The sequence below is a fragment of the Pseudomonas sp. NFACC02 genome (assembly GCF_900110765.1).
Lineage (GTDB): Bacteria > Pseudomonadota > Gammaproteobacteria > Pseudomonadales > Pseudomonadaceae > Aquipseudomonas.
This window is the reverse complement of record NZ_FOEO01000015.1, coordinates 104,991-131,661: the sequence shown is the minus strand read 5'-3', so window position 1 is coordinate 131,661 and position 26,671 is coordinate 104,991. Positions and strand designations below refer to the sequence as shown.

Annotated in this window: 20 protein-coding genes and 2 pseudogenes; 8 read left to right on the top strand and 14 right to left on the bottom strand. The window is 57.9% G+C overall.

The window, feature by feature from the left end; genetic code table 11:
* Positions 1 to 734 precede the first annotated feature (734 nt).
* The 3 genes from BMY73_RS14835 to BMY73_RS14825 form a co-directional block, all read right to left on the bottom strand.
* Positions 735 to 1,007 carry a hypothetical protein gene (locus BMY73_RS14835; protein ID WP_062378703.1) on the bottom strand — a complete coding sequence of 91 codons (273 nt, stop codon included), beginning with the start codon at positions 1,005 to 1,007 and terminating at the stop codon, positions 735 to 737.
* 294 nt (positions 1,008 to 1,301) lie between these two features.
* Positions 1,302 to 1,583, bottom strand: a complete 282-nt coding sequence (locus BMY73_RS14830) for a hypothetical protein (RefSeq protein WP_092407990.1) — start codon at positions 1,581 to 1,583, stop codon at positions 1,302 to 1,304.
* A gap of 429 nt (positions 1,584 to 2,012) precedes the next feature.
* Positions 2,013 to 3,191 carry a sugar transporter gene (locus BMY73_RS14825; protein ID WP_092407988.1) on the bottom strand — a complete coding sequence of 393 codons (1,179 nt, stop codon included), beginning with the start codon at positions 3,189 to 3,191 and terminating at the stop codon, positions 2,013 to 2,015.
* A gap of 438 nt (positions 3,192 to 3,629) precedes the next feature.
* On the opposite strand from BMY73_RS14825, the gene BMY73_RS14820 reads away from it, so the two are divergent.
* The gene (locus BMY73_RS14820) at positions 3,630 to 6,290 is read left to right on the top strand and encodes an autotransporter family protein (protein WP_092407986.1); all 2,661 of its coding nucleotides are present in this window, start codon (positions 3,630 to 3,632) and stop codon (positions 6,288 to 6,290) included.
* Between the two features lie 126 nt (positions 6,291 to 6,416).
* On the opposite strand, the gene BMY73_RS14815 is transcribed toward BMY73_RS14820, so the two are convergent.
* Entirely contained in the window at positions 6,417 to 7,790 is a 1,374-nt protein-coding gene (locus tag BMY73_RS14815) for an epoxide hydrolase family protein (RefSeq protein WP_256571185.1), read from the bottom strand.
* On the opposite strand from BMY73_RS14815, the gene BMY73_RS14810 reads away from it, so the two are divergent.
* The gene (locus tag BMY73_RS14810; RefSeq protein ID WP_092407982.1) at positions 7,711 to 8,610 is read left to right on the top strand and encodes a LysR family transcriptional regulator; all 900 of its coding nucleotides are present in this window, start codon (positions 7,711 to 7,713) and stop codon (positions 8,608 to 8,610) included. The genes BMY73_RS14815 and BMY73_RS14810 overlap by 80 nt on opposite strands.
* A 62-nt stretch (positions 8,611 to 8,672) precedes the next feature.
* Here the strand turns inward: BMY73_RS14810 and BMY73_RS28885 are convergent.
* The 3 genes and pseudogenes from BMY73_RS28885 to BMY73_RS14800 all read right to left on the bottom strand — a co-directional run.
* Positions 8,673 to 9,107 (bottom strand): annotated as a pseudogene (locus BMY73_RS28885) (methyl-accepting chemotaxis protein); the annotation flags it as partial.
* A gap of 99 nt (positions 9,108 to 9,206) precedes the next feature.
* A pseudogene (locus tag BMY73_RS28880) lies at positions 9,207 to 9,908 on the bottom strand (PAS domain-containing protein); the annotation flags it as partial.
* A 312-nt stretch (positions 9,909 to 10,220) separates the two neighbouring features.
* Positions 10,221 to 10,730, bottom strand: a complete 510-nt coding sequence (locus BMY73_RS14800; protein ID WP_092407978.1) for an Lrp/AsnC family transcriptional regulator — start codon at positions 10,728 to 10,730, stop codon at positions 10,221 to 10,223.
* 201 nt (positions 10,731 to 10,931) lie between these two features.
* Between BMY73_RS14800 and BMY73_RS14790 the strand changes: the two genes are divergently transcribed.
* Together BMY73_RS14790 and BMY73_RS14785 are read left to right on the top strand one after the other, a co-directional pair.
* Entirely contained in the window at positions 10,932 to 11,948 is a 1,017-nt protein-coding gene (locus BMY73_RS14790) for a 1-aminocyclopropane-1-carboxylate deaminase (RefSeq protein ID WP_092407974.1), read from the top strand.
* Positions 11,949 to 12,085: 137 nt separating this feature from the next.
* On the top strand, positions 12,086 to 12,550 hold the full coding sequence (locus BMY73_RS14785; RefSeq protein ID WP_092407972.1) for a transketolase: 465 nt from the start codon (positions 12,086 to 12,088) through the stop codon (positions 12,548 to 12,550).
* Between the two features lie 81 nt (positions 12,551 to 12,631).
* Here BMY73_RS14785 and BMY73_RS14780 read toward each other — a convergent pair whose 3' ends face one another.
* The 7 genes from BMY73_RS14780 to BMY73_RS14750 form a co-directional block, all read right to left on the bottom strand.
* Complete coding sequence (locus BMY73_RS14780) at positions 12,632 to 13,786, bottom strand: M20 family metallopeptidase (protein ID WP_092407970.1); 1,155 nt, start codon at positions 13,784 to 13,786, stop codon at positions 12,632 to 12,634.
* Positions 13,783 to 15,207, bottom strand: a complete 1,425-nt coding sequence (locus BMY73_RS14775) for a M20 family metallopeptidase (RefSeq protein WP_092407968.1) — start codon at positions 15,205 to 15,207, stop codon at positions 13,783 to 13,785. Before BMY73_RS14775 ends, BMY73_RS14780 begins: the two co-directional genes overlap by 4 nt.
* The gene (locus BMY73_RS14770) at positions 15,204 to 16,193 is read right to left on the bottom strand and encodes an ABC transporter ATP-binding protein (protein WP_092407966.1); all 990 of its coding nucleotides are present in this window, start codon (positions 16,191 to 16,193) and stop codon (positions 15,204 to 15,206) included. The genes BMY73_RS14775 and BMY73_RS14770 overlap by 4 nt, the downstream gene beginning before the upstream one ends.
* Positions 16,190 to 17,206 carry an ABC transporter ATP-binding protein gene (locus tag BMY73_RS14765; RefSeq protein ID WP_092407964.1) on the bottom strand — a complete coding sequence of 339 codons (1,017 nt, stop codon included), beginning with the start codon at positions 17,204 to 17,206 and terminating at the stop codon, positions 16,190 to 16,192. The genes BMY73_RS14770 and BMY73_RS14765 overlap by 4 nt, the downstream gene beginning before the upstream one ends.
* Positions 17,207 to 17,256: 50 nt before the next feature.
* On the bottom strand, positions 17,257 to 18,159 hold the full coding sequence (locus BMY73_RS14760) for an ABC transporter permease (protein WP_092407962.1): 903 nt from the start codon (positions 18,157 to 18,159) through the stop codon (positions 17,257 to 17,259).
* A 9-nt stretch (positions 18,160 to 18,168) separates the two neighbouring features.
* Positions 18,169 to 19,086, bottom strand: a complete 918-nt coding sequence (locus BMY73_RS14755) for an ABC transporter permease (protein ID WP_062378674.1) — start codon at positions 19,084 to 19,086, stop codon at positions 18,169 to 18,171.
* 105 nt (positions 19,087 to 19,191) lie between these two features.
* Positions 19,192 to 20,712, bottom strand: a complete 1,521-nt coding sequence (locus tag BMY73_RS14750) for an ABC transporter substrate-binding protein (protein ID WP_092407960.1) — start codon at positions 20,710 to 20,712, stop codon at positions 19,192 to 19,194.
* Between the two features lie 188 nt (positions 20,713 to 20,900).
* Between BMY73_RS14750 and BMY73_RS14745 the strand changes: the two genes are divergently transcribed.
* From BMY73_RS14745 to BMY73_RS14730, 4 genes are all read left to right on the top strand, one after another.
* Positions 20,901 to 21,818: a LysR substrate-binding domain-containing protein gene (locus tag BMY73_RS14745; RefSeq protein ID WP_092407958.1), complete on the top strand. Its 918-nt coding sequence runs from the start codon at positions 20,901 to 20,903 to the stop codon at positions 21,816 to 21,818.
* A 417-nt stretch (positions 21,819 to 22,235) separates the two neighbouring features.
* The gene (locus BMY73_RS14740) at positions 22,236 to 23,735 is read left to right on the top strand and encodes a type I restriction-modification system subunit M (RefSeq protein WP_092407956.1); all 1,500 of its coding nucleotides are present in this window, start codon (positions 22,236 to 22,238) and stop codon (positions 23,733 to 23,735) included.
* Positions 23,732 to 23,911 (top strand): hypothetical protein, encoded by a 180-nt coding sequence (locus tag BMY73_RS14735; protein ID WP_092407954.1) that lies wholly within the window; start codon positions 23,732 to 23,734, stop codon positions 23,909 to 23,911. Before BMY73_RS14740 ends, BMY73_RS14735 begins: the two co-directional genes overlap by 4 nt.
* Positions 23,904 to 26,669: an N-6 DNA methylase gene (locus tag BMY73_RS14730; protein WP_092407952.1), complete on the top strand. Its 2,766-nt coding sequence runs from the start codon at positions 23,904 to 23,906 to the stop codon at positions 26,667 to 26,669. Before BMY73_RS14735 ends, BMY73_RS14730 begins: the two co-directional genes overlap by 8 nt.
* Positions 26,670 to 26,671: the final 2 nt, after the last annotated feature.

Genomic DNA, 26,671 nt, shown 5'->3' with positions numbered 1-26,671 from the left:
ACCCCTGGGAGACGTCCGAGGTTACGAGGGCTGTTGATGGGGTGTGTCAGTCACCTTCGATGCTGCTGAACCACTGCATTCGCCAGCAAGCCGGCTTGTATGGTGCGCATTTCCACTATTTGGGGTGACGCTGACGGTGTGGCTTGTCCTAACGTCCAAACTGTTCCGCCTTCGGCGGGTTACTTGAAAGGACACCAAGTAACCAAGTGTCTGGCTCCTGGCTTGGCCCTCCTGCGTCGGGTACCCGCACTCCGACGACGCTCCGTGGGCCCGCGCCGAACGGGCATCCATGCCCTGACGGCGCTCTCGCGGCATCCATGCCGCTCGACCCACTGCGCGCCGTCTGCGTTTGGCCTGCACCCAAGTCGCGCTTTGTGGTGTCTGGCCTGCTGCGGTATGAAGATCAAAAGCCACGGCGCGCTTGCGCTGTTTAGGTTCAACACCTCAATCGTTGAATAAATATAAAACCTGTGGGAGTCATCCGAGGTTACAAGGGCAGCGAATGCGGTGGGTCAGTCACCATTGATGTTGCTGACCCATCGCATTCGCGAGCAAGCTCACTCCTACAGGTTTGTGGTCTGGGCACAGGTTTGCGCGTCAACCTGGGCCCCTGTAGGAGCCGTCCGAGGTTACGAGGGCCGCGAATGCGGTGGGTCAGTCGCTGGTGATGGTGCTGACGCGCCGCATTCGCCAGCAGGCCGGCTCACAGCGGATCTGTCGTGTGGCGTCTGGCCTTAATTGCTCTGCGCCTTTTGCAGTGCCTGCTGGGTCAAGGAAACACACTCCCTCGCGCCATCGTCGTTGTGCCGGGCCAGTGCCGATTCGGCGCGGTGGACGGTGGTGTCGATGTCGCTTTTCACGGCATCGCTGAGGTTGGGATTGGCGACCTTGGCGTCGCGAATCTTGCTCAGGTTGATCTGGCACAGGCTAGTGTCGTCGTTGGCCGTGGCGCTGAAAGGCAAGGCCAGGGCAGTCAGGAGCAGGCCGGTGAGCAGGGCGTGTTTCATGGCGTTTTCCGCAGAAAGTTGGGTGAGGGGTCGTGATGTCTACGAGCCTGCTGCATGAGACAGCGGATTCTGGATTTCCGCCAGCGGATGTGTTCGTTTAACGTCGGACAGTGCGCGTGTATTTCGGGGTGGGCGATGCGCCATATCGTTCAGGGAACCCCTGAGCGTCTGTGGAGAGTGTGTCTGGAGAAGGGGGGCTGGCGCGGACAGGAAACGTCAAACAGCAACAGGCCATTGACTGGATTGTTGTCGAGCAGGGGAACTCAAAACAATCGGCGTCAATGGCCTGTGATCTTACACGCTGCGCGACTGAGCCGACTGGCGGGTTCTCCTGGCAGGTCGCGCGCTTTCAACTTCCAGCAGATGCATGGCTAACACATCAGTCAGAAAACGGAACTGATCGTTAAAGCCCACCACTTCATTGCTGAAGTGATTTTCCGCCGACGGCATCATGAAGGCTTCAAAGCGTTTGTCTTCAATCAGGCTGTGACGGTTTTTACGAACGACGACATGTTGTGAGTAATAGTTATTACCAAATTTTGGAAAACTAACGTGCAGGGTGACGTCTCGGGTCATGTCGAGTGCTCCGCATCAAACATCAAGTTGAAAGGTACAAGGTGCTGATAAGTGTCAGCTACTGGGGCCTTAGTTGGCCCTTGCCATAACACGATGACTGTTTTCGTCCGCCGTGACGTGCACGGGTTCCGGAGCGAAAAGTTTGAGGGCGACGAGGTAGCTGGTGAAAGCGCTCAGCGTCAAGCAAGTCAGAAGATGAATAACCATTTTTCCTGCCCTCCGTTCGTGTCCGGGTGTGAGGTGATAGTACGCCCCTGATTTTTGAGCGGAAGGCAAATGCAGGAATGTTGGTTATCGACAGGAATGATGGTAGACGCGGAACCTGGAAACGTTGCGTTAATCCAGCGACTGTAGCGCGCCGGATTTCGCCAGGGCGTCCGACGCGGCATAATCGCAGGCACGAGCCCTGTTACAGAGGCTAACGAGCCCTCAAGCGCGAAGGGTTTCCCCGTAGCGATAGGTGGCCAGCCCTGCCAGCACCAGACCACTGAATGCCACGAGGCCGCCCACCAGACCGATGTTGGCGATGCCCAACTGGCTGATCACCAGGCTACCCAGCAGAGCGCCGCCACCGATGCCGATGTTGTAGATCCCCGAGTGCAGAGACATCGCGACATCCGTTGCATCCGGCGCCATGGCCAATACCTTGGCTTGCATGACCAGACCGAAGCACATGATCGCCATGCCCCAGACCACGCTCAGGGTCGCGATCCACGAGGCCTTGCCTGACAACGGCAGCAGGAGAATCAGACACAGCGCGAGCGCGCCGATGGCCGTGATCAACAGCCCGCGCGGGTAGCGGTTGTTGTAGCGGCTGAACACGAGGGAGCCGAGAATGCCGGCGCCGCCGAACAGCAACAGGATGATGGTGGTCATCTCGCCGCTCATCTTGGCCACCACGTCAGCAAAGGGCTCGATGTAGCTGTAGGCGGTGAACTGCGCGGTGATGACCAGCGCAGTCAGCACATAGAGAGACACCAGGGCCGGACGCTTGAACAGGATCGGTAAGCTGCGCAGCGAGCCTGAGTTCTGGCTCGGCAGCAGCGGCAGCGATTTGATCAGCACCAGCACCGTCAGGCCCGACGCGATGGCAATGGCCAGAAACGTCGTACGCCAGCCCAGCGCTTCGCCCAGCACGCGGCCCAACGGGATACCCAACACCATCGCCAGCGAAGTGCCTGTCGCCAAAAGACCCAGGGCTTGAACCTGTTTGCCCGCAGGCGCGACGCGCACCGCCAGCGATGCGGTGATCGACCAGAACACCGCGTGAGCCAGGGCGATACCGACCCGGCTGACCAGCAACATGCCGAAGCTGGAGGCCATGCTCGACATCACATGGCTGGCAATGAACAGGATGAACACGAAGGTCAACAGCTTGCGCCGCTCGATGTTGCGGGTCATCAGCATCATCGGTAACGACATCAGGGACACGATCCACGCATACACCGTCAGCATCAGGCCGACTTGCGCGGTGGTCATGTCGAAGCTGTGGCCGATGGCGCTCAGCAGCCCGACCGGCACGAATTCGGTGGTGTTGAAGATAAAAGCCGCCAGGGCCAGCGCGATTACGCTGAGCCAACTGCCAGTGCGAGCATCGGTGGTGTTCATTAAAGGACGCGTCAACCTCAAGGTAACGATTGGAACTGCCAAGGTCGCGGCGCTCACACCTGCAAAACGCCGACAAGCAGAAACGCCGCGCGAGGCTGGAGCCTGTGCGGTGCATGCAGTCAGCAAACTATTATGAGTATGGGAGGGTACGACCAGATGAGGCGCAGTCTACGCCGTTGTTAACGTTGTCACAACCGACGATCCCTGCGTCAAAGTGGCTCACGAGGCGCCGATGACAGCGGCAAGCCCTCCGGCTTTTCAACGCGCCTCGCTGGCCACACCTTGGCGCATCTTCCGAACGGTATCCCGGATAAGTTGACGGTGTTTGATAGTTGCTCTTAGCTCAAAGAACAAGAACAAAGTTCGGTGCAGTAAGTATCGAACAGCATTGCGTCCAAGGAAGTAAGCCTGTCTTGGGTTACTGCAGGAGCATGCCTGATGAAACGGACTTTCAAGACTCGGGTCAGTGACATTTTCTACGCGTATTGTGTCTCTGCTGTATTACTGCCGATCACGGAGGCACACGCCGCCTGCTCGCTGACGGCCAGTGCAGGTAATGACAGTTATGTCTGCGACAGCGGCACAAGCCCGGGGCTTGTTGATCTGCTGGGCAACAACACATTAACGCTTCCGGTCGGTGGTACAGGGACCATTACCGGTAATGTCCAGTTTGGCACCGCGACAAACCGCCTGGAGATGGACGCCGGAAACATACTCGGCAGTGTCGACCTGGGTGACGGCGGTAATGCCATTCGTATCGGCGGGGGCACCATTCGCGGCGCTGTGTCGCAAGGCAGCGGACAGGACAGCTTCGTCATGACCGCAGGCTCCATTCAATCGCTGGCTCAGGGCGACAGCCGCGACCTGTTCTCCATGAGCGGTGGGACCATCATCGGTGCCTTTGAAGATGGCGATGTGGCAGCCATGAGTGGAGGCACGATTGGCCGAGTCGACATGAAGCTCGACGACAACATCTTCGAGCTGTCAGGCGGTCAGATCATCGGCAATCTTGTCACCGGCTTCGGTCGCGACACCGTCATCGTCTCGGGCGGCAGCATCGGCGGCAACATCAGCGTGAGTGGAGGGGACGACCGCATCACCGTCACCGGCGGCGTCATCTCCGGGCAGATACGCGCCAGTTTCGGAAACGACACGTTCGACTGGGACGGTGAGGGACAGATTCAATCGGCGGTGCTGATGGGCGATGGAGACGACACCGCGCGTGTTGCCAGTCTCACGCAGAGCACACTCGATGCGACACCGGCGCTGGACGGCGGTTTGGGCACGGACACATTGACGTTCATCAACACCTCATCCGCCACGCCGGGACGTTACGTCGGCTGGGAGACGGTCAACCTTTCCGATCAGTCGCGGTTCGATCTGGACGGTGACTTCTTCATGGGGGACAGCGCCACGGGCACTGGCACCTTTAACATCGACGCCAGCAGCACGCTGACGTCGGTGCAGGGGGCGATCCGGCCCTACATCGCCGATCGGCTCGCAACGCTCAATAACGCCGGGGTGATCGACATGACGTCTCGAAGCGCGTCTGCCAGCGATACGCTCAGCGTGTTCGGCAACTATGTGGGCAGCAACGGTCAGTTGTTGATTCAGACGACGCTGGGCGATGACAGCGCTCCCAGCGACAGGCTGGTGGTGTCCCAAGGCGCGATCAGTGGCAACACTCAGTTGGGCGTAACCAATCTGGGTGGTCTGGGTGGGCTTACCCAGGCCAGCGGTATCGAGGTGGTTCAGGCCGTCAATGGTGCGACCAGCAGCAATGATGCCTTCGCTCTGAAAGGTTCGGTGTCGGCGGGCGCTTATCAGTACTACCTGTTCAAAGGTGGCGTGACAGCGGGAACCGAGAATAACTGGTACTTGCGATCTTCTGTGGTGGCGGTGGCTCCACTGGCGGTGCCGACGCCTCCCGCAGCGCCCGTGGTGCCGCAGCCCACGGTGCCAGTGCCCGTCGCGCCGCCCACGGTGGGGGTGGATGAGCCGGTCGTCGAGCCACCCACTGCAACGCCGGTTGCACCGGCGCTGCCTGCGACCTCCGACCCGATGGCCGTGGCCAGCACCTCGCCAGTGCCTGCCGCGACGACGCCTCCGGTTCCCCAGGCTGTGCCGGGTGACGAGGCCATTCCCCTGTATCGTCTTGAGGTTCCGGTCTATTCGGTCGTCGTGCCCGCTGCGCAACTGATGACCCTGTCCGCGCTTGGCACATTCCATGACCGCCAGGGTGAACAAAGTCTGCTGACCGAAGCAGGAGGTGTTCCCGCCGGATGGGCGCGAATCTATGGCAGTGATTTCAAAAAGAGCTGGTCGGGTACCGCGTCGCCGCGCTTTGACGGTTCAAGTCAGGGTTACCAGATCGGCCATGACCTCTATGCTGCCGCCACCGATTCTGGTCAATTGCAGCGCGTGGGATTCTTCGTCGGGCAAAGTCGGCTGCGAGGTGATGTCGACGGGTTTGCTGAAGGCTTCCAGCGCCGCAAAGCCGGTCGCCTGAAGCTGGACGGCGATCATTTCGGCGCGTACTGGACCCTTGTCGGGCCAAACGGCGGGTACCTCGATGCGGTTGCGATGGGCACACGCCTGAGCGGCAACAACCGATCTGCTCGAGGCGTCAAACTCGACACCGAAGGTCGGGCGGTCACGCTGTCGCTGGAGAGCGGTTATCCGTTTTCTGTCTCGAATCACTGGGTTGTCGAGCCCCAGGTTCAGATCATTCATCAACGCATCGATCTGGATAAACAGAATGACGGCGTATCCGATGTTTCATTCGACTCACAGGCCTATTGGACGGGGCGAGTCGGCGCGCGGCTCAAGGGGCGGTATCTGGTGAATAACCTCCCCGTGGAACCCTACCTGCGCGCCAACACCTGGCACACGTTTGGCGGGAAGGACACCGTCACCTATAACGGCGTCGACCGAATCAAGACGGATCACAGGTCCTCTTTCGCAGACGTTGGCGTTGGCGTTGTGGCGAAAGTGTCGTCGAATGTCAGCCTTTATCTGGCCATGGACTACGACACCCATCTGGACAGCGAAGCGCTTGAAGGCGCAAGTGGGACCCTGGGCGTGCGCGTCAGTTGGTGACTGTATTCGCGGACTCGACGCATCGGAGCGCGGGCTCATCACAAGGGCGGTTTGCGACCCGATGGAGCGCTACGCAGCCATTTCCACCAAAGGTCGCAGGCTGATCTGTGCCACGCCGCCCGGAACTCACACTAAAATTTTCGCGATAAAGCGGCGTAGATCCTCCAGCATCAAATCCGGCTGCTCCCAGGCAGCAAAGTGGCCGCCACGCGGCATCTCAGTCCAATGCACGATGTTGAAGGTTTTCTCGGCAAAGGATCGTGGTGGCGGAATGAAGACAGGGTCGCGGAAGGCTGCAAACCCGGTCGGAACCTGAATCCGGGTACCTGCGGGAAATTTGCCAGAGCCTTCCAGACGCTTGCCGTGGTACATCCAGGTCGCCGTGACGAACGAGGACGTCGCCACATAGAGCATGATGTTGGTCAGCAACTGCTCTTCATTAAACGCACTCCAGATGTCGGGATCGCCGTTCGCATTGCGTGGCAAGTCGGCCCAGCGTCCAAATTTTTCCAGTATCCACGCGGCAGCGCCCACGGGACTGTCGGCCATGGCCACGCCCAGTGTCTGAGGGCGGGTTTCCTGCTCATGGTTGTAGCCGGTTTCCCAGTCCAGGAGCACGTCGCGCCTGGCGACGAAGTCCATCTCTTCCGGTGTGCCTGCTTTAATGCCTTCGACAAGCAAGTCGGCCATATTGAGGTGAATACCGTACAGCGCCTCAGCAGAATCGTGAGCCAGCCAGCCGGCGATACCCGACCCCCAATCTCCGCCCTGCACGATGTAACGCGACTGGTCAAACAACCGCTTCATCAAGGTATTCATCAGTTGAGCCGCTCGCCGTGGCCCGATGACGCCTGTGATGGGCGTCGAAAATGCAAATCCCGGCAACGAGGGCACGATCACGTCGTGTCCGTCCGCACTCAATGGTTGGAGCAGCTGTTCGAATTCGATAAACGATCCCGGCCACCCATGCAACAGCAGCACGGGAGGCTTGGAACCGTCGCCGCGAACATGGAGGAAATGAATGCATTCACCTTCGATATCGGTGGTGAAATGCGGAAGCTGATTAAGCCGTCGCTCCACCTTGCGCCAGTCGTAGTCATGTTCCCAGTAATGGGTAAGCCGCCTGAGGTCATCAATGCCCACCCCGGATTTCCAACCGCCGGTATCCGGCAGTTGGCTCCAGTCATAGGCACTGACCTTCGCCTTGATAGCGTTCAGACGTTCTTGAGGGATATGGATCGTGTAAGGCATAACCATGGCTCGGTCCTCCTGAGCACAACGGACGGCAACGTTCTGACGAAGGTCCGTTCGTATGAATGTGCATTGCACTGTTGTACGCAATGCTAGACTCCGCTCAACCCCACTGATAAGCCCCGATCTGAGCGAAATACCTATGCGTGCTGCGCAAAAGTGAGAAACCATGGACATCATTGGCGATCTTGAAATTTTCACTCTGGTAGCCGAAACATCCAGCTTTTCGGCCGCTGGACGATCGCTCAATCTGGCGCCTTCATCTGTGGCACGCGTTGTCGATCGCCTTGAAGCACGCCTCAATGTCCGGCTGCTGCTGCGAACCACCCGAGCACTGACCTTGACGGCAGAAGGGGTCACTTACCTGTCTTCGGCACGACGGATCCTTGCTGACCTGAAAGAGACCGAACAATTGATCACTGACCGAAGCTCGCCGCGTGGGCGCCTTCGGATCAGCGCGTCGATTCTGTATGGCAAAACATTCTTGCTGCCGCTGCTAAAGGATTTCACTCATCGGTATCCGGACATCCTGGTCGATATAAACCTGACGGACACTGTCGTCGACATCAGCGCAGGTCAGGCCGATGTCGCGCTGCGCCTCGGCCCTCTGGCTGACGCGCCCTTGGTTGCGCGGAGACTGGGGAAAACCCGCAAGGTGATCGTCGCGTCACCGGAGTATCTGGCGGCGCGGGGAACGCCTGAAGTCCCTGAAGACCTGCACGGTCATGATTGCATCGACTTCAATTTCAAGCGCGCCGCTCCAGGCTGGCCCTTTATCAAAGACGGAAATGAATACGCCCTCAAGATCAAAGGCAGCATCGAAACCAACAATGGCGATACTCAGGGCCAGCTTGCGATTGAGGGGCTGGGCATAGCCCGGGTGTGTGCCGAGACCGTGCAACACGCGATTGAAGCAGGGCAACTGGTGCCACTGCTGGAGGCATTCAACCCGGGCGATGGTGAGGAGATTCACGTTGTGTTCATAGGGGGGCCACATCTGCCGGCCCGCGTGCGCTGCTTCGTCGATTATCTGATGGAGTCCCTTGGCAAAGGGTTTTTGCGGGTGTAGCGGATCGCCAGAGACTCCGAATCAGAAACGGCGCCTGCCTGAGCGGCTCGACAGTGACAGGCTTAGAGCTGTTTAGCGAAGCGTGCTACCGCTCCGACCACTTCCCGGGCCCCCGTTTGAATCTCCAGGATGACACTCCCGGCCTGTTGAGCGAGGTTCAGCCCCTGCTCAGCCTGCGTGCGGCTGCTGCCCATGCTCGAGACAGCCTGGTCGACCAACAGCTGGTTGTCCTGAACGACCGTCACAATTTCATCGGTGGCTGCGCTGGTGCGGGCGGCGAGCTGCCTGACTTCATCGGCCACGACCGCAAAGCCTCGGCCTTGTTCGCCTGCCCTCGCTGCCTCGATTGCGGCGTTGAGCGCCAAGAGGTTGGTCTGCTGAGCGATGCCCCCGATCGTCTGCACGATCGAACTGATCAACAGGGACTGTTTGCCCAGTGCTTCTATTCCGTTCGAGGCCAAGGTCATCTGGTCGACGATCTGATTCATCGTGGCCACCGTTTGCTGGACCACCGAGGCGCCGCGATTGGCAGACGTGTCAGTTTCCTGTGAGATGTCGTAAGCCGTGCTGGCCGCATGGCTGACCTCCTGCTCGCGGCGCACCTGTTCGGTAACCGGCGTGGCAAACTTGACGACTTTGTAAAGCTTGCCTTCGCTGTCCAGAACCGGGTTATAGCTTGCTTCCAGCCATATTTCATGGCCACCGCTGTCAATGCGCTTGAACCGGTCAGCCACAAACTTTCCCGCCCGCAATGTCGCCCAGAACTTCTCATAGTCCGGTGAATTAACGTAAGCCGGCTCACAGAAGATACTGTGATGGCGACCTGCAATCTGAGGAAGCGAATACCCGACGGCTCGCAGAAAATGATCGTTGGCCGTAATGACTTTGCCGGACAGATCGAATTCGATGACTGCAGTCGATCGGTTGAGCGCCTGGATCAGTGCGTCGTTCTCTCTGGCGTGGTTGACAGTTTCGGTGACGTCGAATCCATGACACGTCATGTGCGTCACCTGACCACTGGCGTCCTTGACAGGTAACCACACGGCACGTGCCCAGACCATCGTGTTGTCAGCTCTGAGAAATCTGTAATCGTCAGAGACGCTCGTGCCTTTGCTCATCGCTGCCTGGAAGTTCTTGAAGCAGGGCAGGTCTCGCACGTAAGAGGGCGTATAGCGACTCAAAGGGTGCCCGATGACCGACGTCTGAGGCTTGCCGATGAACTCCAGAAATTTCTGTCCAGCCGCGGTGATGTTCATGTCCCTGTCGACGGTCAACGTAATCGTTTCGAGCCCGATCATTTCCTGCGCTTGACGAAGAGTCTTCAATTCGTCCTGTAGCGTTGCGTAATCGCGTTTTAGCTTTTTATTAAACATGGGGCTCACCGTCGATGATTACAGTCTTATCGATGGTATCGGGTGATAAGGGGCAAAGCTTAAATGCCATTCAGCATATATTTAGTTGTATGGCTTGCTATCTATTGGTAAGGGTTTTTCTACGCTTTTTTTCTACCTTCCGTCGGCTTTTAGAGGCTGCAGTCGAGGGGATTTATGCCGTCTTAGAGTGGCTCGGACAGCGGGTCGATACAACCTGATATCGGGCTGGATTAAACCTCATAGAGGAATGTGGGTTGTCGACAAGACCTGACGCAACCCCATGAACGAGCGAATCTGGCGAACCCCGGGAAGGTAAAGCAGTTGCTCCGCATGGAGGCGGTTGAAACTGTTGCTGTCCTTGGTTCGTATCAACATGAAGTAGTCGAATTCCCCCGTGACCACATGGCATTCCATGCAACCGGACACCTTCTGCGCCGCGGCTTCGAAGGCTGCGAAAGATTCCGGCGTCGAGCGGTCCAGTACCACGCCGATCAACACCACCATCCCTGCATCGAGCGCTTGATTGTCCAGCAACGCGACGATGCCCTTGATCAGGCCCGCCTGCTTCAGGCGTTCGACTCGTCGCAAGCAGGCCGGCGCGCTCAGTTTCACCTTCTCGGCAAGCGCCACATTGGAGACAGAGGCGTCTCGCTGCAGGGTCTTGAGAATGGCGCGGTCGGTTCGGTCCAGCGGGAGCGGCTCCGCACCTGGACTGCCGGGTTTCCTGTGGTTGTTTGTTGCGCTCATATTGGTTTCTACACAATAAAAATATGTTTGAAGTCATGAGTGGTGATTAATATTTCTTTAAAGGGTTGAAACTTGCAACACATATTTTTGGCTTTGTTCTTACTATTGAACGCATCGAGGCCCCTCTGAAAGAACCTGAAACGCAGCCTTTTTGCCTTTCGGTCTGGCGCTTGGATATCCCGATAAACAAGGAGCAGAGTCATGAACCTGAATCGCTTTAAACGTTATCCGCTGACCTTCGGTCCTTCTCCGATCACGCCCTTGAAACGCCTCAGCGAACACTTGGGCGGCAAGGTCGAGTTGTATGCCAAGCGTGAAGACTGCAACAGTGGCCTGGCCTTCGGCGGCAACAAGACGCGCAAGCTCGAATACCTGATCCCCGAGGCGCTCGAACAGGGCTGCGACACCCTGGTGTCCATTGGCGGGATCCAGTCGAACCAAACCCGGCAGGTCGCGGCTGTCGCAGCCCACCTCGGCATGAAATGTGTGCTGGTGCAGGAAAACTGGGTGAACTACTCCGACGCCGTGTATGACCGGGTCGGCAATATCGAGATGTCGCGCATCATGGGGGCGGACGTCCGACTGGACGCTGCCGGGTTCGACATCGGTATTCGGCCCAGCTGGGAGAAGGCCATGGACGACGTGAGGGAGCGGGGTGGCAAGCCGTTCCCGATACCGGCGGGTTGTTCCGAACACCCCTACGGCGGGCTCGGGTTCGTCGGCTTTGCCGAGGAAGTGCGGGAGCAGGAAAAACAACTGGGGTTCACGTTCGATTACATCGTGGTCTGCTCCGTCACTGGCAGCACCCAGGCCGGCATGGTCGTCGGTTTCGCCGCGGACGGCCGTTCGAAAAAGGTTATCGGCATTGATGCCTCGGCCAAGCCCGAGAAAACCAAGGCACAGATTCTGCGTATCGCCCGGCACACCGCTGAGCTGGTGGAGTTGGGGCGTGAGATCACCGAAGACGACGTGGTGCTCGATACACGCTTCGCCTACCCGGAATATGGTTTGCCCAACGAAGGTACGCTGGAAGCCATTCGTCTGTGCGGCAGCCTTGAAGGTGTGTTGACCGACCCGGTGTATGAAGGCAAATCCATGCACGGGATGATCGAAATGGTCCGCCGTGGCGAGTTCCCCGAAGGCTCGAAAGTGCTTTACGCACACCTGGGCGGAGCACCTGCGCTGAACGCCTACAGTTTCCTGTTCCGCAACGGCTGATTAACGCCAACAACCTGTAGACGCGAGCTTGCTCACGAAGCGGTGGGTTATTCGGCCTCGATGTTGAATGTCACGGTTACATCGTCGGCTCACCGCCCGGAGCAAGCGGCTCCTACCCAATCGCCGGGAGTACCGCCATGCACGCGATATCGCAATCTGCAGTCTGGATCAAGGAACCTTCGGCGGATGTCGGAGTGGTGATCGTGACCAGCGCCGCGTTGCCCCAATACATGATCGACAAGCTGCACATGGCGATAGATGACTGGGACCAGGTGGCTTATCTGGCCATCAAGCAATCCGAGGCGTTGAAGGCCGACTGGTTGCGGGTCGGGTCTAACCCGGAGCAATCTGCCGAGATCGGCGCGTGTTATGCCAGCCACCTGTTGAGTTCCGTCTCCCACGGCAGTTTTTTACTGGATGTCGAAGTCGGCACACTTCCCTGCTTGACCTGGCTGGGGTCCGTGCACGGTCACCCGTTGCGCGTCGTCGAACTGGATACGATAGCCTCATCCACCGCAGCGATGGATCAACAGGTGGAACTCGTGCTTTCGGCGACCCGCCGTCTGGCGAAAAGCGTGCTGCAGGCGCGCGGCGTCATCTAGCCAGCGTCCTCGCCAGTTCGCCTGTTGGGGCGTGAGGGCGTGGACACCCTGGTCCCGGCGATTCCTGAAGATTCCATGACCTCAACTGCTGTCGCCGACGGCCAGAATGGTCGCCACCAAGGCCTGCGCGCGAGGCACCAGCGTGTCCAGTTCCAGATATTCACGATCAGTGTGGACTTTGCCACCGACCGGTCCGAGGCCACACAGCGTTGGAATGCCCAGGCTGGCGGTGAATCCGGAGTCGGCGCAACCGCCGGTGAATTCACCTTCGACACTGAAACCCAGCGCCAGCGCTTTTTGTTGGTAGATGCGCAGCAGCCGTTCGCTGTGACGGGCTTCCATCGGCAGAAAAGTGGTCGCTTCCTTGAGGATGGCGTGGGTGCCGGTCAGTTCTTCTTCTGCGACGATGGCCTGGATTGCGGTAAAGATTCGATCCCAGTGCTCGAGTTCGATGAAGCGCACATCCAGCCGGGCGGAGGCGCTGGGCGCGACGGTGTTGCTGGACGTGCCACCGGATATCAGGCCAACGTTAGTGGTGATGCCTGCCGGGTAATCGGTCAAGGCATGGAGCTTGACGATCTTGCGTGCCAGGGCCTCGATAGCGCTGGCGCCGTCGGCATGGTTGACCCCGGCATGCGCCGCGCGGCCGCTGACTTCGATGATTAGCGTGGCACCGCCTTTGCGCGCGCTGACCACGTTACCGCTGGCCCGGCCGGGTTCGGTATTGAGCACGGCGCGGGCGGCACTGGCTGCGTTTTCGATATGGGGTCTGGCGCTGCCGGAGCCGATTTCTTCGTCACCGGTGTACAGAACCTGCACCGGATAGGGCAACTGCCCGGCGCGCTTGAGTGCCTTTAGGGCGAAGCAGTTAAGCACCAAGCCGCCTTTCATGTCGGCGACGCCCGGGCCATAGGCGAGGTTGGCGTCGCGGCTGTAGCCGCGAGTCGTGGTGGTGCCCTTGGGGAACACCGTGTCGCGATGGCCCAGCAACAGCACCGGCTTCCCAGTTGCGCCTGGCACTTCGGCGACTATCACGTCGCCAAAACCATCGACCGGCATGCGCTTGACCAGGATGCCGTCGGCTTCCAGTTCAGCTGCGAGCAACGCGCCCACAGCGTCGACGCCCACCTTGTCATAGCTGTTGGAGTCGGTGTCGACGATACGCTGCAGCAGCGTTTCCATGGCTTGGCGCTGGTCGGCAAGCCAGTCCAGCGCCTGTTGTGGCGTTGTGCTCATTGCGCCATCTCCCGCAACTGATGTTCTTGAGTCAGGCGTGCCGCGTCGTTGCCCAGGTCCCAGAATAGCCCGGCCATGATTTGCAGGCTTTCCTTGACCACCGGTGCCAGCAAGTGCTCGTTCGGCGCATGTTGTGAGCATGCCGGGTAGGAGTGCGGCACCCACAATGTCGGCAGGCCGAGCACGTCCGCGAACACATCGTTGGGCAGCGAACCACCGAGGTTTGGCAGCAGCGCAGGTTTTTTGCCGGTGGTCTGTGCCAGGGAGCTGAGCGCCCAGTTGACCCATGGGCTTTGCGGGTCCAGTCGAGTGGCATGCATCACATCGATGCGGCTTTGCCTGACCTCGACATTGCTGAAACCATGAGCATCCAGGTGGGTGCGCACAGCGGGAATAAAGGTCGTGTAGTCGCTGTTCACCACGAAGCGGATATGGCAGTGGGCGTTGGCCTTACCGGGGATCGCATGCACGGGGGCATCCGGGTTGCCGGTCTTGAAGGCGATGACGTCGAGGGTGTTCCAGCCGAACACCTTTTCGCTCAGCGAGAGCTCCGGATTACCCCAGTTGGCGTCGATTTCCGGATCGCCCGGTCCACCACCGACCTCAATATCGGCCAGTGCCTGCCGAACCGGCTCCGGCAGTGTCTCGGGCATCAGGCCCGCAACTTTCACCCGCCCGTGTTCATCGACCATGCTTGCGATGGCATTGGCCAGAATGATGCCAGGGTTAGCCAGCAACCCGCCCCAGTTACCGGAGTGATGAGCGCCTTCGCGCAAATTGACCACCAGCTCGAAGTTGAACACCCCACGTGAGCCAAGAAAAATCGTCGGTCGTGATGCCGCCAGGCGCGGTCCGTCCGAGGCGATGAAGATATCCGCTGCGAGCTCTTTACTGTGCGCGGCACAGAATGCACTCAAGCCTGGCGAGCCTTCTTCTTCACCCATTTCCAGCAGCAGTTTGACGTTGAAGCCCAGCTTGCCGTCGCGAGCCTTGAGCGTTTGTTCCAGCGCGGTCAGGTTGATCAGGTGCTGGCCTTTGTTATCCGCCGTGCCGCGGCCATACCAGCGATCACCTTCGACAGTGACTTGCCACGGCGAAAGGCCCTCACGCCACTGCGCTTCATAGCCCCGCACCACATCACCGTGGCCGTAGCTGAGCACGGTTGGCAGTTCTGGATGTTCAATGCGTGTGGCGATCATGAAGGGGCCGCGCCCTGCCACCGGGTTGTCATAGATCTTGACGCTGAAGCCCATCGCCTCGACATGCGGGGTGATGAAGTCATTGAGGTAGCGATGCAACTCGGGCTGGCTGTCCGTTGCCTGGCTTTCGGTGTGCAAGGCGACGCTACGTTCGAGCAGATTGAAGAATGCGCCGTTGTCAAACTGCTCGGTGGTGTTGCTGATGGCCAGTGAACGACTCATGAGTGGACAAGCTCCAGTGTTTGGGCAGGATTGTCGTGAAGGTGGCAACGCACGTTGCCGCCGATAAGCGGACCATTGGCCGGGTAAGCCGTTTTGCAGGGAGCGAAGCAGTCCGGACAGCGCGGATGGAAGGCGCAACCGGACGGCGGTGACATCGGATTGGGGAAGGTGCCGTGCAGGCCGATGTCGGGAATGCCCAGGCGTGGATCGGGCGTAAGCACCGAATCCAGCAAGGCGCGGGTATAGGGGTGGCCGGGTTTGGCGAACAACGACTCGCGGGTGCGTTCCTCGACGATGCGCCCCAGGTACATCACCGCGACCCGGTCGGCGAGGTGTTCAATGACGGCCAGGTTATGACTGATCAGCAGGTAGGTCAGGCCGAATTCGCGCTTGAGGTCTTGCAGCAGGTTGAGAATCTGCGCCTGCACCGAAACGTCCAGCGCCGAGGTGGGTTCGTCGCAGATCAACACGTCAGGGCGCATGATCAACGCCCGGGCAATGGCCACCCGTTGCCGCTGGCCGCCGGACAGTTGGCTCGGATAGCTGTCGATGACCCGTTTGGGCAGGCCGACCACATCGAGCATCTCTTCGGTCTTCTTGCGCCGCTCGGCGGTGCTGCCTATGTCATGCACGATCAGCGGCAGGGTAACGATTTCACGCAGCGTCTTGCGTGGGTTCAGCGAGGAGTACGGGTCCTGGAATATTGGCTGAATGTGCCGGGACATTTCCCTACGATCCGTCGCCGCCAGATGTTTGCCATTGACCAGCACATCGCCGCTGGTTGGCGGCAACAGACCGAGCAGCATTTTTGCCAGGGTGCTTTTCCCGCAACCGGACTCGCCTACCAGCCCCAGGGTCTCGCCACGCATCAGGCGCAGGGAAACGCCATCCACGGCTTTCAGTGTGGCGGCGGGTTTGAAAAAGCCCTTGTTGATCCGAAACTCGCGACGGATATCACACAGCTCCAAAGCGATGTCTTTTTTCATGACCGTACACTCTCTGGAAGGCGAATCGGCGCCCGGTCTGGTGCGGCGAAAAGGCAGCGTGTCCTGTGTCCGCCCTGTTCGACTTCGGGAACGTGTTGCGCGCAGGCCGGTATCGCCTGACTGCACCGATTGCGGAACGCACACCCTTGCTGTTCACCCACCAGGCTCGGCACCAGGCCTGGAATCGAACCCAGCGCCTCACCCGGTCGGGTCCGACCAGGGATTGGAATACTGGCCAGCAGACCACGGGTGTACGGATGCTGCGGGCTCTCGAACAGTTGCAGGGCAGGGGCGGTTTCGACGATTTCCCCGGCATACATCACGGCGACCCGATCGGCGATCCGGGCCACTAGCCCAAGGTCGTGGGTGATGAAGATCACGGCCAGGCCGAGTTCTTTCTGAATGTCGCGGATCAAGCGCAGGATCTGCGCTTGAATGGTCACGTCCAGCGCCGTGGTTGGCTCATCAGCGATGATCAGGTCCGGCTCGCACATCAACGCCATGGCGATGATCACCCGCTGGCGCAAACCGCCAGACAGCTGATGCGGATACTGACGCAAGCGCTCGGTAGCGTTGCTGATGCCGACTTTCTCCAGCATCTGCGCGGCGCGAGCCAGCGCCTCCTTGCGCGACACCTTGCGATGCTGAGTCAGCACTTCGCTGAGCTGATCGCCAATGCTGTAGGCCGGGTTCAGCGAGGTCATCGGTTCCTGGAAGATCATCGCCAGGCGGTTGCCGCGCAAGTCGCACATGCGCCGTTCGCTCTGGCTCAGCATGTCGATACCGTCCAGCGTCAGCCGGGACGCGGTGCGTTTGGCCTGGCGTGGCAACAGGTCAATCAGCGCCAGCGAGGTCAGGGATTTACCGCAGCCGGACTCGCCGACGATGCACAGCATTTCACCGCGCTCGACTTCAAAATCCAGACCACGCACGGCATGCAGCATGTCATCCGGCGTCGGGCTGTTGCCCATGGGGATGTCCACGCGCAGGTTTTCCACATGGAGTAGTGCCATGATTCGGTGCCCTCTATCAGTTACGGCGGTCTATTAGTGACGGTCGTCTATCAGTTGCGGCCGTCAGGCAGGATCAGATCGCGCAGACCATCGCCGACCAGGTTGATGCCCAGCACCAGAATCATCAGGGCGACGCCAGGAATGGCGATGACCCATGGGGAAAAGAACATGTAGGGTTTGCCTTCAGCGATCATCAAACCCCAGGATGGCGTCGGCGGCTGCACGCCAACCCCGAGGAACGACAGTGCCGACTCCAGGAGGATCGCGTGGGCCATTTCCAGCGTCGCGACAACGATCAGCGGGCCGACCAGATTGGGCAGGATTTCACTGACCAGAATGCGCAGGGTCGAGCAGCCAAGCGCCTGGGCTGACGCCACGTATTCAGCGTCGCGAATCTGTTGCACCGAAGCCCTGACGACCACCGCGAAGCGATCCCATAACAGGCAGCCGAGCAGCACGATGACCACTTTCAGTGAGCCGCCCATCAGTGAGGCCGATGCCAGTGCGACCATTACGACCGGCATCGCCAGTCGGGTGGTGATCAGGTAGCTGATAAACGCATCGACCTTGCCCCCGTAGTAACCCGCCAACAGCCCCATGACGGTGCCGATGAAGCCGGAAATCATCGCCGCCGCAATGCCGATGAACAGCGAAATGCGTGCGCCGTAGAGCAGTCGTGACAAGTAGTCGCGGCCCAGCTTGTCGGTGCCGAGGACGTATTCCCAGGTGCCGTGGGCCATCCATACCGGCGGTTTCATGCGCAGCATCACGTCTTGCGCATAAGGGTCGTAAGGCGCCAGCCACGGCGCGAACAGTGCACCAACGAAGATGATCAGCAACAACGCCGCGCCGATGGCGAACCCACGGTGACGAAAGCTCTTGCCAAGTACTCGGCTCAGGCTGCTCGGGGGTGGCAGGTAGTCATTGATCGCGAGGGTCGTGGGGGTGCTCATGTAAGCCTCCTAGCGCACGCGAATGCGCGGGTCGAGCAATGCGTTGAGCACGTCGGCCAGCAAGGTGAGGATGATGTAGATCACCGCAATCAGCAGGACCACGGCCTGTACCACCGGAAAGTCGTCACGGGCGATGGCGTCCCAGGCGAGTTGTCCGATGCCTTGCAGGGAGAACACGGTTTCGATCACCACCGAACCGCCGAGCATGAAGCCGAACTCCACCGCCGCCAGCGCGACGACCGGAATCAAGGCGTTGCGCAGTGCGTGCTTGAACAACACGCGGGCAGGGCGCAGGCCCTTGGCGCGAGCGGTGCGGATGTAATCGGAACTGAGCACATCAAGCATGCCGGCGCGGGTCAGACGCATGATGGCCGGCGTCGCGTAGTAGCCCAAGGCAATGGCCGGCATGACGAAGTGCAGCAGGGTTGAGTTGCCGGACACCGGCAGCCACTTGAGCGTCACCGCAAACACCACGATCAACATCAGCGCGAACCAGAAACTTGGCATTGCCTGACCCAGCACCGCAACGCTCAAGGCCAGTCGGTCAACCCAGGTGTCGCGTTTGACCGCCGCCAGCACGCCCAGTGGAATCGCCACCAGCAACGCGATAGCCAGCGCCATGGCACCCAATCCGAGGGTAATCGGCAAGCGGCTGGCGACGAGGTTGTAGACCGACTCCTGAAAGAAAAAAGAGTTGCCCAGGTCCAGCCGCAGCAAATCGCCCAGCCAGTTGAAGTACTGGGTCGGTAGCGGTTTGTTCAAGCCGTATTGCACGCGGATCTGTTCGATCTGTTCGCTACTGGCTTCCGGTCCGCCGATGGCCGTGGCCAGGTCGCCGGACAGATGCAAAAGAGAAAAACTGATCACCGACACGGTAATCGCAACGCAAATCGCGATGCCCAGACGGCGCAGAAGGAATCCAAGCATGGCAAGTTTCCTCGTATCCAATGGATGGCAGGTGTGAGGACGTGTCCGTGGTGAGGGTGAGTCCGCTCGCCACGGCACCTCTCGGTCAATCCGTCCGGTCGCGGATTATTTCCAGCTGGACTGAACGAAACGCGGCAGCTCATCCGGGTACGGCGTGAACGCGAGTTCGGAGGAGTAGGCGTAGTTCATCGAGTAGTTGAACAGCGGCGCCCAGTACGCCTGTTCGCTGATGCGCTGCAACGCCTTGCGGTAGTTGTCCTTGCGGATTTGCGGGTCGAGGGCGTTATCGGCGGTCTGTAACCAGCCCTGGACTTGTGGATCTTTGATGTTGTCGTCCGGATTGCCCTTGAACCAGGTGCCGGCCGATGCCGAGGTGTCGAGGATCGAGAACGAGCCCCAGGCCTGAAACGAAATCGGCACCTTGCCGGCACGTTGCTGATCGCGCAGGGCGGCGTACTTCAAGTAGCGCAGCTTGGCATTGATGCCCACCGCGCGCAGGTTGCCGATGATGGCTTCGACGTAGTCACGGTCGCGATAAGCGAAGATTTCCGTCTCGAAACCATTGGGGTAACCGGCTTCGGCGAGCAGTGCCTTGGCCTTGGCCGGGTCATAGTTGTAGACCGTGGCCGCGGTGGTATCGCAGCCAAACTGGCCTGGATAACACGCCACCTGCAAGGGTTTGGCTTCGCCACCGACCAGTTGCGTGGCCAGCGCACTGCGGTTGATCGCATAGTTGATGGCCTGACGCACCTTGAGGTTCTTCATCGGCGAGTTTTCCGTGGAGGTCCCACGAGCATCAAGAATCAGGAAGCCGATGCGCATGGTTTCGCCGCTGGTCACGGTCAGGTTCGGCATGCCTTTGAGGTCAACCGCCTGATCCGGGGTCACGCGCCAGATCCAGTCGACACCACCGGTCATCAACTCGGCCAGGCGGGTTTCTGCATCCGGGATCACCCGGAACCTGAGGTGGCCGATATGGGGCTTGCCTTGTGGGCTGTCCGGAAAGTAGTCCTTGTTGATCTCCATCGTCACGCCTTCACCAGCCACCACCGACACGGCTTTATACGGCCCGGTACCAATAGGCTTGCGACTGAATTCGGCCAGGCCGACCTTCTCGAAGTACTGCTTGGGGAATATCGGGACGGCATTGGACAGGTATTCCAGTGCCGGAGGGAAAGGCTTCTTCAAATGCAGGCGGACGCTGTAGTCACCGGTCTTTTCGGCGCTCTTGATCCAGTCCACGTTTTGCACGGCAACGACTTTCGCTTCGGGCGACACCACGTAGTTGAGGGTGAACACCACGTCGTCGGCGGTGAAGGCGTCGCCGTTGTGAAATTTGACGCCTTTGCGCAGCTCAAAGTCGATGGTGGTGTCGTCGACCTGTGTCCAACGGGTGGCCAGCATCGGTTTGTATTCGCCGCTGTCGGGATCGCGGTAGATCAGGTTGTCCCAGATCAGCCGGCCGAGAATCACTCCTTCGCGCAAATCGTTGTGATAGGGGCTGATGTTTTCAGGCTCGCTGTCGGAAGCGTAAATCAGGGTGTCGTTGGCTTTACCGGCATGAGCCGGAAAACTGCTGATGAGGCCCATCAGCGCAATACTGCAGGCGAAACCTTTGATGCCCATGCCGTCGTCTCCGTTGGCGAGAGTGGTTGAATCAAAGGGCAGCGGGTCGCAAATGCGTAAAGGAGGGTAAAGAAGGTCAGGTCATGTTGTTTTGATCTGGACACGAATGTAGGGAAAGGCTATCTATGCCACAAGAATAATATTTCGATACTTCCATTGCCGAAAAGGCAATCCTTGGGGGAGCGCCGATGCAGCTCTATGGTGTGCAGTCCACGGCACTGCGCTATTTTCTGGAAGTGGCGCGATGCGGATCGGTTAGCGAAGCCTCGGTGCGATTGAATGTCGCGGCATCAGCGGTGAGCCGACAGATTTCCAAGCTTGAGCTGGCCCTGAATGCCAGCCTGTTTGAGCGTCGTGCCCGGGGCATGGTGCTCAGCGAGGCGGGGGCGCGACTGGCGGCGTATGCGCGCAAGTCGCAGATTGAGGCCGAGCAGGTGGTGCTGGAAATCACCGAGCTGCATGGCCTGCAACGGGGTCATGTGCACGTCGCCTGCTCGGAAGGATTTGCACTGGAATACATGCCCAGGAACATCAGCGCGTTCAGGCGGGAGTATCAGGGCATCCATTTCACACTGGAGGTCTGTGCGCCTGCGGAAGCGACCGAGAAGGTTCGCTCCGGCGAAGCCGATCTGGCGATGACCTTCAGCCTGATGCCGCAAAAGGAAATCAAAGTCGAACACGTCCTGAGCGGGGCGATTTTTGCCGTCGTCGCCAATTCTCACCCCCTGGCCGGGCGTGAAGCGGTCACTCTCGCCGAGTTACAACCCTGGCCCATCGCCTTACCGAAGGCCGACACGACGATACGGCAACTGTTCGACATCTGTTGCGGCGTACAGGGCCTGCTGTTCGACCCGGTGCTGACCACCAATTACGTCGCCGCCCTCTACAGCTTCGTCCGCGAAGAAGGCGTGATCAGCCTGGCCAGCGAAATGACCTTGCACAAACAAGTGGCCGACAAGGTACTGCAATGCTTGCCGATCCTGGACGAAGGCATGCAGGCACGGCGCATCGAACTGCAAAGCATGGCTGGACGCAATCTACCGGCGGCGGTGTCTGCGTTCCGGGATTTTCTGATCGCCGACCTGGCGAAGGCGAAGCTTCGTTGAGGGGATGAGGGTAGTTGATGCTTCTGTCTTGTAGTCGGTCTGGCGTTTAGGTCGTGAAACCAACGTATTTCCTAGATTTCAGGAATAAAAAAGACGTCTGTGAACGTCTTTTTTTGAGCCGGGGTAAGTTGAACAGTATTTTTAACTTGTTGATTTTTATAGGTAATTATCTTTTAGAGATTTGTCTGGAATACCTTTTGGAATACCAGAGGTTTCCGCAGGCTGTTGGGATTCTCAGCGATATCTCTGCCAATTGTCTTGACTAAGCTGAAGCGCTTCCACCCTCACAGCGCTAAGGCCTCCGTGGTTTCGACATGCGGACCTTCGATTCAGTGATATCCAGTACACTTGCCCTATCTCTAGCCTGCCAGCGGAGCAGGCTACCCGAACAGCTGCTCAAGATTTTTTCGAGTAAAAATGACCCTGATTAAACTAAAAGACCTTGAAGCGCACCTATGGCACGCCGCACACATCATCACCGGCCCCATTGACGCCTCCGACTACAAAACCTACATATTCCCGATCCTATTCTTCAAACGGATCTGCGATGTATATGACGAAGAGTTTGAAGAGGTGCTGGCCAAGGTCGGAAGCGCGGAGCTGGCGCGCGAGAAAATCTTCCATCGCATCGAGGTTCCTGTTGGCAGCCACTGGGATGACGTGTTTGCCAAGTCCCACGATATCGGCAAGGCACTTAAGGATGCTTTTCTAGGCATAGAGCAAGCCAACACCCAGTTGCATGGCATCTTCGGCGATGCCAGTTGGACCAATAAAGAGCGCTTGCCGGATGAGCTGCTAGCCACGCTGCTCAACCACTTCAACAAAGTCGATCTAGGGGTTGCCAGCGTTCGTAACGACGATATGGGGCGCGCCTACGAATACCTGATCAAGCGCTTTGCTGACAAAGCCAACAAGAAAGCCGGTGAGTTCTACACCCCGCGCACCATTGTGCGGCTGATGGTCAACATTCTTGACCCCAAAGCGGGCGAAAGCGTTTATGACCCGGCTTGCGGTACGGGCGGCATGTTGCTGGAGACCATTCACCACGTTCGAGAAAACACGGGTGATCCCCGGCTGCTGAAGCTCAAAGGTCAGGAAAAGAACTTGACCACTGAAGCCATTGCCCGCATGAACCTGTTTCTCCACGGCCAGGAAGACTTTGAGATTGTTCGTGGAGATACCCTGCGTGAGCCCAAGTTTCTGATCTACGACCGGCTCGAAACCTTTGATTGTGTGATCGCCAATCCACCGTTCAGCCTCAGTGAGTGGGGTCATGAACAATGGGCGGCGGACGCCTACAGCCGCAACAGTCACGGCCTGGCCCCGAAAACCAACGGTGACTTTGCCTGGGTACAGCACATGTTCGCCTCCCTCAATGCCGATGGGCGAATGGCGGTTGTGTTGCCCCATGGCGTGCTGTTCCGTGGTGCGGCAGAGGGCCGAATCCGCACCAGCCTGCTCCAAGAAAACCGCATCGAAGCCATTATCGGCGTAGCGCCCAACCTGTTTTACGGCACCGCTATCCCGGCTTGCATCCTGTTGCTACGCAAGCAGCGCCCTGATGAGCATCGTGACCATGTACTTATCATCAATGCCGAGGAGATTTTCACCAAAGGCCGCGCGCAAAACACCCTGAGCAATGCCCAGGCGGATCAGATTTACCAGATCTACCTAGAGCAGTATCAGCAAGGCCCCTCTGCCATAGCATTGGAAGGAGTAGCGCGCTGGGTGCCGCTGGGTGAAATTGCCGAAAACGACTTCAACCTGAACATTGCTCGCTATGTGCAAAAGCCACTGGAAGAAGAAACAATCACCGTCGAAGAGGCGCTGAAAGACTTTCAGCAGAAACTGGCCGCACTGGAGCAGGCCGAGCAGGAGCTGGAAGAACTGCTGATCAAGGAAGGATTTGAGCTATGAGCATGGATAGCGCTGACAGCAACATCTCGCAGTTCATCAAGCAACACGCCGAGTCGCAGTACGAGCAGTTTCACCAGAAACGCCAACATGAAGTTGCCGCCAGCGCAGACAAACGCCTCGCCGACCTGAGCCAGCTTGCTCATCAGCTATTAGACAAGACTCGTAAGAATGATTGAGTACCAGAAAAACCAAGCCTCTCAACTTGGCAAAAAGAAACTCGAAGACCTCCTTTGGGGAGCGGCCGAGTTTCTTCGCGGGCAGATCGACGCCTCCGATTATAAGCAGTACATCTTCCCGCTATTGTTCTATAAACGCCTATCCGACGTTTACCTGGAAGAGTATGTCGAGGCCATGGAGGTCAACGAGGGCGATGCCGACTATTCCGTCATGCCCATGTTTCACCGCTTCCATATTCCCCAGGAGGCGCGCTGGGAAAAGGTACGCCATACCAGCAAGAACATTGGCGAAGCCATCCAGAATGCCCTGCGCCTGATCGAGACCCACAACGAACGCCTGCACGGCGTATTCGGCGATGCCCAGTGGACCAACAAAGAGCGTCTACCCGACCACCTGCTGGCCGACCTGATTCAGCACTTCAGCAAGATCCCCCTTGGCATCAAGTCGGTGGCCCAGGATGACCTGGGCGAAGCTTACGAATACCTGATCAAGAAGTTCGCCGACGACTCTGGCCACACCGCCGCCGAGTTCTACACCAATCGCACCGTGGTGCACCTGATGACCCGCATCATGGGTCTCAAACCCGGTGAAACCGCCTATGACCCCACCTGCGGCACCGGCGGCATGCTGCTCAATGCGGTGATGGACCTGCGGGACGAAGGTAAAGAATGGCGCAGTGTCAAACTCTATGGCCAGGAAGTGAACCTGCTCACCTCCGCCATAGCCCGTATGAACATGTTCCTGCACGAGATCGAAGAGTTTGAAGTGCTGCGCGGCGATACCTTGGCCGAGCCCAAGTTTATCGATAACGACCAGCTCAAACAGTTCGACGTGATCTTCGCTAACCCGCCGTACTCCATCAAAAAATGGAACCGCGACAAGTTCGCTGCCGACCCTTATGGCCGTAACTTTTACGGCGTGCCACCCCAGGGCTGCGCCGACTATGGCTTTTACACCCATATCATCAAGAGCCTGAAGCCCGACACCGGCCGCGCCGCCATGCTCTGGCCCCACGGCGTGCTGTTCCGTGACTCGGAACAGGCCATCCGTAAGCAGGTGATCGAGTCGGACATTATCGAAGCAGTGATTGGCCTTGGCCCCAATCTCTTCTATAACTCGCCGATGGAATCCTGCGTGGTGGTGCTCAACTGCAACAAACCCACTGAGCGCAAAGGCAAGATCCTGTTTATCAATGGAATCGAACATGTCACACGCGAGCGCGCACATAGTCGACTCTCGGACGATGACCTCGCCGTACTAACCGAAGCCTACTTCGCGCCGGACAAATCTCCGGCCATTACTGCGCTGGTGGATATCGAAGCGATTCGCGAGAACCAACACAATTTGTCGATACCGCTTTATGTGCAGTCCCCCAGCGATGGGGATTTGCATGAGATCGAACACGCCATTGAAGCCTGGAAAGTCAGTCGCGTCCGTTTGAAAAAGCAAACTAGCAGATTGTTAAAAAACCTCGCTGAATTGGGTTTTTCTTCAGAAGAAATATCTACCACCAAAACCTTGAGTCCAGTAATCGAGCGATTTGAAAGAGCATTGTCTGATGGTTGGCAGAGATTAAAATTTAGCGATGTCGCTAGGCAGTGTAAGGAATCTGTAGATCGAGAGAATAACCCCTTCGAAAGATATGTAGAGGGTGGTCATATGGATACCGAAGACTTAAGAGTGAGGAGGTATGGCACCTTCTCTGATGACTATGTGGGGCCCGCATTTCATCGCATATTTCGAAAAGGTCAAATACTCTATGGCTCAAGACGAACATATTTGAAGAAAGTGGCTGTAGCGGATTTTGATGGGGTCACCGCAAACACCACTTATGTCATAGAGCCAGCGGATTGTGATTTTTTTGATGGGCGCCTACTGCCATTCATCATGTTGTCCGAAGGATTCACGCGACATTCCGTTGTTAACTCAAAGGGGTCTACAAACCCATATATAAACTGGTCGGATATTGAAGGGTATGAGTTTTATATCCCTGATGTTAAGGCGCAGGCGGGGATATTGAAGATCCTCCAGAGAGTCGCTGACCAAGAAGAGGCAATTAGATCTATAATTTTCGCCCTTGAAGAATGCTTACGTGCAGTTCAATTGAACGCATTCAAAGACAGTTCCGATGTGGATGCAAAAAATAACTGCGAACTTGGTAGTGGCTGGATTAATTATCAAATTAAAGATATTTTGATGAGTCCCCCAGAAAGCGGAGACTCGGTTTCTGCAGTTGATAAAGAAACTGGTTTTTATGTCTTGAATCTAAACTGCTTGACCCGGCACGGATTTCAAACTAATGGATATAAATCTATAGAGGCTCAGAAATTTTCAAGAGAATTGAGGCTAGGCAATGGAGATCTATTGGTTTCTAGGGCAAACACAGCGGATTTAGTTGGTTTTGCAGGAATTTACAAAGATGAACTTGAAAGGAGTGCTATATTCCCTGACACAATGTGGCGATTGAATGTAAAGGAAAATCTTGTGTCGAAGGAGTTCTTAAAAAATTATCTGCTTTCGCCATGCGCTAGATCTCAAATAAAAATGATAGCTGCTGGCACAAGCGGGAGTATGAAAAAAATTAACAAGAGTTCATTTTCCAAGCTGAAAATAGCGATTCCTTCAGACACGCAGCAGAAGTTGATCAATAATTCCATTGGAGAACTTTTGGAATCTATCAATATTGCATCAATCAAGCTTTCTGATCTGAGAAGGTTAAGAACATCTATTTTTGAAGATTTCCTTAGGCGGGCGTGAGA

Bases quoted from the DNA above. Each gene is read 5' to 3' on its own strand.
- BMY73_RS14780 (WP_092407970.1), bottom strand. From the start codon at position 13,786: ATGAGCACAACGCCACAACAGGCGCTGGACTGGCTTGCCGACCAGCGC.
- BMY73_RS14760 (WP_092407962.1), bottom strand. From the start codon at position 18,159: ATGAGCACCCCCACGACCCTCGCGATCAATGACTACCTGCCACCCCCG.
- BMY73_RS14765 (WP_092407964.1), bottom strand. From the start codon at position 17,206: ATGGCACTACTCCATGTGGAAAACCTGCGCGTGGACATCCCCATGGGC.
- BMY73_RS14835 (WP_062378703.1), bottom strand. From the start codon at position 1,007: ATGAAACACGCCCTGCTCACCGGCCTGCTCCTGACTGCCCTGGCCTTG.
- BMY73_RS14810 (WP_092407982.1), top strand. From the start codon at position 7,711: ATGGACATCATTGGCGATCTTGAAATTTTCACTCTGGTAGCCGAAACA.
- BMY73_RS14730 (WP_092407952.1), top strand. From the start codon at position 23,904: ATGATTGAGTACCAGAAAAACCAAGCCTCTCAACTTGGCAAAAAGAAA.
- BMY73_RS14755 (WP_062378674.1), bottom strand. From the start codon at position 19,086: ATGCTTGGATTCCTTCTGCGCCGTCTGGGCATCGCGATTTGCGTTGCG.
- BMY73_RS14775 (WP_092407968.1), bottom strand. From the start codon at position 15,207: ATGAGTCGTTCACTGGCCATCAGCAACACCACCGAGCAGTTTGACAAC.
- BMY73_RS14735 (WP_092407954.1), top strand. From the start codon at position 23,732: ATGAGCATGGATAGCGCTGACAGCAACATCTCGCAGTTCATCAAGCAA.
- BMY73_RS14785 (WP_092407972.1), top strand. From the start codon at position 12,086: ATGCACGCGATATCGCAATCTGCAGTCTGGATCAAGGAACCTTCGGCG.
- BMY73_RS14790 (WP_092407974.1), top strand. From the start codon at position 10,932: ATGAACCTGAATCGCTTTAAACGTTATCCGCTGACCTTCGGTCCTTCT.
- BMY73_RS14770 (WP_092407966.1), bottom strand. From the start codon at position 16,193: ATGAAAAAAGACATCGCTTTGGAGCTGTGTGATATCCGTCGCGAGTTT.
- BMY73_RS14825 (WP_092407988.1), bottom strand. From the start codon at position 3,191: ATGAACACCACCGATGCTCGCACTGGCAGTTGGCTCAGCGTAATCGCG.
- BMY73_RS14830 (WP_092407990.1), bottom strand. From the start codon at position 1,583: ATGACCCGAGACGTCACCCTGCACGTTAGTTTTCCAAAATTTGGTAAT.
- BMY73_RS14750 (WP_092407960.1), bottom strand. From the start codon at position 20,712: ATGGGCATCAAAGGTTTCGCCTGCAGTATTGCGCTGATGGGCCTCATC.
- BMY73_RS14740 (WP_092407956.1), top strand. From the start codon at position 22,236: ATGACCCTGATTAAACTAAAAGACCTTGAAGCGCACCTATGGCACGCC.
- BMY73_RS14745 (WP_092407958.1), top strand. From the start codon at position 20,901: ATGCAGCTCTATGGTGTGCAGTCCACGGCACTGCGCTATTTTCTGGAA.
- BMY73_RS14820 (WP_092407986.1), top strand. From the start codon at position 3,630: ATGAAACGGACTTTCAAGACTCGGGTCAGTGACATTTTCTACGCGTAT.
- BMY73_RS14800 (WP_092407978.1), bottom strand. From the start codon at position 10,730: ATGAGCGCAACAAACAACCACAGGAAACCCGGCAGTCCAGGTGCGGAG.